The following is a 3,985-nucleotide window of genomic DNA, read 5'->3' as shown; positions in this document are numbered from 1 at the left end:
CGCTTGGATAAGAGCGGGTCATAACTACCTCCAAAGGTTTTATGAAAACTATCATTATACCTTAATGAGAAGATTTTAAACAGGCTCTTAAGCAATTTAGTTAAGTTATTTTGTAAATCTTGGATGCAATTGCGAAAAGCATGACTATATGCCGCTTGTTTAACATCTAGCGTATATTGAAAAATTACTGATTCTAGTTCTATTTGCTCGCTAGAAGCATAAATCTGTTTTTTATAAGAGGCAGTCTTTGTTTTATTTTTTAATTTATTTGTACGAACTTTTTTGTTTATAAATATCATCTATTAATCCTCAAATGTATTTTTACTGTATTACAGATACATAATTATTTGTTAAATTACATGCAATGTTTTTTTAAATTAATGAAATTTTAAAAGTCTAGCAAGGCTAATCTATATGAGCCAACTTTAAGCCTACAATCCCAATAATGATCAGAGATAGAGAGATCAAGCGTATGATATGATAGGAATCACCAAAAAAGATGATTCCGCAAATTACTGTACCAGCGGCACCAATTCCTGCCCACACAGCATATGCCGTACCAATGGGAATGGTCTTCATTGCTTGAGATACACAAAAGAAACTAAGAAAAATAAAGATAATGGTGACTAAAGTTGGGATTAGACGAGTAAACCCTTGACTGAACTTCAATGCAATTGTAAAACAAATTTCAAAGAAACCGGCTAATAGTAGAAAAAACCAAGCGAGTGACATGTCAAGACCTTAAAAAATTAAATTTTAAGAATAGCAGTTATATAAAAAATAGCAAGAGATCTTAAAATTTAAACTTGTAAATCACATACATCATTCCAAGTTTTTATTATTCGAGAGCTCCCATCAGAGCTTAAAATGGAAATAGAGGCTGTGGTTAACATAAAAAGGTTTGCTTGATTAGAAGGGACTTGCAGCCATTGTGTAATAAATAAACGTAAAAAATGACCATGAGAAAAAATTAAGACATTTCCCCGAGTGGATTGAATTTTATGTAGAATAGCCTGGGCTCGATTTTTTACATCTGTAACAGATTCTCCATTAGGAGCGCCATATACAAAGATATTCCACTGAGGAGCTTTTATAAGAATTTGTTGTTTTGTCCATCCATTCGTAGAGACCGTAATTCCATTCCTTTAAATGAGTATCTATAATTGCAACTTTAGAAAAACCCGCTAATTCGCAAGTCTCTAAAGACCGCTTAAGTGGGCTTGTTAAAATAAGCTCAAAAGGTATTTTAGATAAGCGTTTTTTAAGAAACCCAGCTTGCTTAACACCTTGAGTTGTTAAAGAAAGATCGGTAGAACTAGTATGTTGACCTGTTATAGACCATTTTGTTTGCCCATGACGAACAAGATATAGAGAATTCATAAAAAGGTGCCTTTTGCTAAAAAAATATCTTCTATTAATGATTTTTGAGGTATAATATTTGCCAGATTATGAAATTAACAGTGGTTTTGCAAGAACATAAAGAAATATCTATTACTAACCCAGCGTGCTTTGGGCAAGTATTTGCTATTAAATATGTGAATTATTTAGTTTTTCATTCGCTAGATCTAGAAAAGAAAGTGCAAAAGAAATTAGCTAGACGGTTTCTAAGTCAAAGAGAGAAGTGGTTAGGGTGCTTGTATGCTAAAGATATGCTTTTGGGTTGCCAAATACCATTAACCATTGCTTGGATTAATCAAAAAACGGGATATGGAGTATTTGCAAATCAGAAAATTGCTAGGAATACTTGTATCGGAGAATATACTGGTTTGATTCGCAAACGCTCTTGGTTTGAAGGAGATAATAATATTTACTGTTTTGAATACCCCATTTTAGAATACAAAAGAAGTTCTTATGTAGTTGATGCGCGGTTAATGGGAAACCATACGCGTTTTATCAATCATAGCGCAGAGCCAAATATAAACTCTGTTTTAGCTTATTACCAAGGAAAGCGGCATATCATGCTCTATGCAAACAAAGATATACATAAGGGCTCACAATTATGTTATGATTATGGCCCTAATTTTTGGAAAAACAGGGGACCTTTTATACGGTTTTAATCGTTAATGCCCAATAACTGCATTTCGAAGATTAAAGCGACATTAGGGCCGATATGAGGCTCAAAGCCTCTTTCCCCATAAGCCAAATAAGAAGGAATAAATACTTGCCATTTATCACCGACTTGCATTTTTTGTAAAATTTCCGACCAGCCTAGAATGACTTGATTTAAACCAATGACTAAAGGCTCTTCTCTTTGATAAGAAGAGTCAAATACTTTACCATCGATATAGGAACCTCGATAATGAATTTTTACCGTATCCAATGCAGTTGGATGAGGACCTTTTTTTGGAGCCTTTTCTAGTATTTTATATTGAAGTCCGCTATTAAATGTTACTACGCCTTCTTTATTTTTATTTTCTAATAAAAAGGCTTCGCTTCTTTTTTTATTTTCCTCAGAGAGCTGAGTAAAAAATTCTTTTTGCTTAGATTGAATTTGCTGTTTAAGAGCTTCTATAATCGAAGTAATTTCTTCTTGAGGTAATTGAGGTTCTGTACCCGAGGTGCCATGTTGGATCCCTTCTAAGACATGTTTAAAGTCCATTTCTCCAAATTGCTGTATTAAATTTCTTCCCGTCTCTAACCCAATGACATAGCTTACTTTTTCTTTAGTCGTCTGCATTGTCATATCTCCAGTTTTTGCTTTTAGATAAGCGACTATATATAACGGATTTTGAATTGGGGAACAAGGGCTTTTTCTTTCAGGTTTAAGGAACAAGGAATTTTCTCTTATTAATTTAATATAAACTTTTGATTGTAAATTGTTTTTTTTTAATCTAATTATTGATAAACTTTTTAAAAAGTCTAAAGGAAAGTATGAAGTTTATTATCGTTCAAAATATTTGTTTACAAGATATCCTAAAAAAACATTTTCCTAAAAGCTCAAAAACCACTCTGCGTTCTTGGATTCATTCTGGACGGATTTTGATAGATGGTCGTTATGCAGCAGATCTTGGTGTAGAATTACAACAAGGGCAATGTGTTACTATTCGAGACAAGTTTGTCATCTTAGCTGAAGGTATTAAGGTTCTCTATGAAGATGATGCGGTAATTGTTGTAGAAAAACCAGAGGAAATGCTTAGTGTAGCAACTGATTTTGAAACGCAAAATACACTCCAAAATATCTTAAAAGTAAGATTGCGTCGCAAAAATGTCTTTGCTGTTCATCGTCTGGATCGCGAAACCTCTGGTATTATGATGTTTGCTTGTAATGAGTCTGCTAAACAATCTCTTAAAACCCAATTTGAAGAGCGTCAAATACAAAAAACTTATTACGCTCTAGTAGAAGGAAAACTTGTGACTCAACAAGGGTGCTGGCAAAGCTATTTAAAAGAAGACGAGAAGTATTTTGTTCGTAGTACTTCTGTAGAAAATGGTAAATTAGCCATTACTGAATTTAATCAAGTATGGAGTAATAAACAGTTTGCACTTTTACGCTTGAAGTTATTGACCGGTAAAAAAAATCAATTACGCGTACATTGTTCAGAAGCAGGCCATCCTATTGTAGGGGATAAAAAGTATCGAGCGAATTCAAATCCGCTTCGGCGGATGGCTTTGCATGCTTATTCTCTAACTTTTTTACATCCTGTAAAGCAAAAAAAAATGACTTTTGTTGCACCTTTACCCACTAGTTTTGATAAAATCGCACCTATCAAAACCCTTTAAAAATTCTAATGAGCAACTTAAATTTTAATAAAAACTTATAAAAGATTCATTCCCATACAAATATGCCTAAGAGAAGAAGCAAGAAAAACCCTTTAACAAAACAAGATAAAAAAAATAATTAATCCCTTGCCAAAGAATGCGTAATTAATGAAAATGTAATCGAGATGCTTAAGAGCCTGTTTAAAATCTTTTCAAAAGTAGAGCAATAAAAGCAAGAACCACCATATTCAGGCTTGTATGTAGTTTTCTTTCGCAATTTTTCCAT

The 3,985-nt window shown here is 33.1% G+C and carries 7 protein-coding genes and 1 pseudogene; 3 read left to right on the top strand and 5 right to left on the bottom strand.

Going from position 1 to position 3,985, the window contains the following annotated elements:
- The 4 genes from RHOW815_RS07275 to RHOW815_RS07260 form a co-directional block, all read right to left on the bottom strand.
- Positions 1–299, bottom strand: a 299-nt coding sequence (locus RHOW815_RS07275; RefSeq protein WP_215217654.1) for a hypothetical protein, incomplete at its 3' end; no start/stop codon positions are given.
- Between the two features lie 106 nt (positions 300–405).
- Positions 406–732 (bottom strand): DMT family transporter, encoded by a 327-nt coding sequence (locus RHOW815_RS07270; protein ID WP_215217653.1) that lies wholly within the window; start codon positions 730–732, stop codon positions 406–408.
- A 68-nt stretch (positions 733–800) separates the two neighbouring features.
- Complete coding sequence (locus tag RHOW815_RS09160; protein WP_350339775.1) at positions 801–1,010, bottom strand: histidine phosphatase family protein; 210 nt, start codon at positions 1,008–1,010, stop codon at positions 801–803.
- 40 nt (positions 1,011–1,050) lie between these two features.
- The gene (locus tag RHOW815_RS07260) at positions 1,051–1,380 is read right to left on the bottom strand and encodes a histidine phosphatase family protein (protein ID WP_215217652.1); all 330 of its coding nucleotides are present in this window, start codon (positions 1,378–1,380) and stop codon (positions 1,051–1,053) included.
- A gap of 44 nt (positions 1,381–1,424) precedes the next feature.
- Between RHOW815_RS07260 and RHOW815_RS07255 the strand changes: the two genes are divergently transcribed.
- Entirely contained in the window at positions 1,425–2,057 is a 633-nt protein-coding gene (locus tag RHOW815_RS07255) for an SET domain-containing protein-lysine N-methyltransferase (protein WP_215217651.1), read from the top strand.
- On the opposite strand, the gene bamJ is transcribed toward RHOW815_RS07255, so the two are convergent.
- On the bottom strand, positions 2,054–2,683 hold the full coding sequence (bamJ, locus tag RHOW815_RS07250; RefSeq protein ID WP_215217650.1) for a BamJ family beta-barrel-assembly machinery protein: 630 nt from the start codon (positions 2,681–2,683) through the stop codon (positions 2,054–2,056). The two genes, RHOW815_RS07255 and bamJ, sit on opposite strands and share 4 nt — an antisense overlap.
- A gap of 188 nt (positions 2,684–2,871) precedes the next feature.
- On the opposite strand from bamJ, the gene RHOW815_RS07245 reads away from it, so the two are divergent.
- Both RHOW815_RS07245 and RHOW815_RS09420 read left to right on the top strand, forming a co-directional pair.
- Positions 2,872–3,720, top strand: a complete 849-nt coding sequence (locus RHOW815_RS07245) for an RluA family pseudouridine synthase (RefSeq protein WP_215217649.1) — start codon at positions 2,872–2,874, stop codon at positions 3,718–3,720.
- A gap of 41 nt (positions 3,721–3,761) precedes the next feature.
- Positions 3,762–3,914: pseudogene (locus RHOW815_RS09420) on the top strand (transposase family protein); the annotation flags it as partial.
- Positions 3,915–3,985 lie beyond the last annotated feature (71 nt).

Source organism: Candidatus Rhabdochlamydia sp. W815 (assembly GCF_018642185.1).
Taxonomy (GTDB): domain Bacteria; phylum Chlamydiota; class Chlamydiia; order Chlamydiales; family Rhabdochlamydiaceae; genus Rhabdochlamydia; species Rhabdochlamydia oedothoracis.
Note: the sequence above shows the minus strand (reverse complement) of the source record. Positions and strands in the feature narration are given on the sequence as shown.

Bases quoted from the DNA above. Each gene is read 5' to 3' on its own strand.
- RHOW815_RS07270 (WP_215217653.1), bottom strand. From the start codon at position 732: ATGTCACTCGCTTGGTTTTTTCTACTATTAGCCGGTTTCTTTGAAATT.
- RHOW815_RS07260 (WP_215217652.1), bottom strand. From the start codon at position 1,380: ATGAATTCTCTATATCTTGTTCGTCATGGGCAAACAAAATGGTCTATA.
- bamJ (WP_215217650.1), bottom strand. From the start codon at position 2,683: ATGACAATGCAGACGACTAAAGAAAAAGTAAGCTATGTCATTGGGTTA.
- RHOW815_RS07245 (WP_215217649.1), top strand. From the start codon at position 2,872: ATGAAGTTTATTATCGTTCAAAATATTTGTTTACAAGATATCCTAAAA.